Origin of the sequence: Methylorubrum aminovorans, from assembly GCF_022179725.1 — a bacterium.
In the GTDB taxonomy this organism is placed as follows: Bacteria; Pseudomonadota; Alphaproteobacteria; order Rhizobiales; family Beijerinckiaceae; genus Methylobacterium; species Methylobacterium aminovorans.
In genome coordinates this window covers 1-859 of sequence record NZ_BPRC01000098.1, presented here as the reverse complement: position 1 = coordinate 859, position 859 = coordinate 1, and the positions used below count along the sequence as shown (strand labels likewise).

The 859-nt window shown below is 66.2% G+C and carries 1 pseudogene; it reads left to right on the top strand.

The features are described from left to right. Positions 1–90 precede the first annotated feature (90 nt). A pseudogene (locus MFF24_RS28670) lies at positions 91–859 on the top strand (IS630 family transposase); the annotation flags it as partial.

The following is an 859-nucleotide window of genomic DNA, read 5'->3' as shown; positions in this document are numbered from 1 at the left end:
CTAGAGCCGTGCCCTAGCGGGTTGAATCACTTGGGGTAGGCGATCTGGCTGGCGTGTGATTCACTGGGTGGGCTTGTGATGGAGGATGCCATGCCTTCAGCCCTGTCGGTTGATCTGCGCGAGCGTGTAGTCGCCGCGATTGAAGCGGGTGCATCGCGGCGTCAGGCGGCCAAACGCTTCGGTGTCGGGGCGGCCAGCGCGGTCCGTTGGCATGAGCGCTTCCGACGGGACGGGCAGATCGCGCCCAAGCTCATGGGCGGCGACCGCAACTCGCAGCGTCTGGAAGTGCAGGCCGCCCTGATCCGTCGGCTCAACGAAGAACACCCGCTCTTCTTCCTGCGGGAACTGCGCGACAGGCTCTTGGAACGCGGCGTGCGGGCAAGCACGAGCAGCCTGTCACGCTTCTTCGCCCGGCATGGGATCACCCGTAAAAAGGGGCTGTCCACGCGGCCGAGCAGGAGCGGTCGGATGTGAGGGCCGCGCGCGAGGACTGGTTCTATCGCCAACCCGACCTTGATCCGGATCGCCTGGTTTTTCTCGACGAGACGGCTGCCACTACGAAGATGGTCCGCCGCTATGGTCGTGCTCCGTGCGGTCAGCGCTGCCGGATCGCCGTGCCCCACGGGCACTACAAGACCACCACCATCACCGCCGCCCTGCGCGCCACGGGACTGATTGCCAGGAGCGTCTTCGATGGAGCCACGAATGGTATGCGCTTCCGCGCCTACGTCACCGCCACCCTGGCTCCGCTGCTGAGGCCCGGTGACACCGTCATCCTCGACAATCTGAATGCCCACAAGGTCGCCGGGGTGCGCGAGGCCATCGAGGCGGTCGGCGCACGGGTTCTCTACCTCCCGCC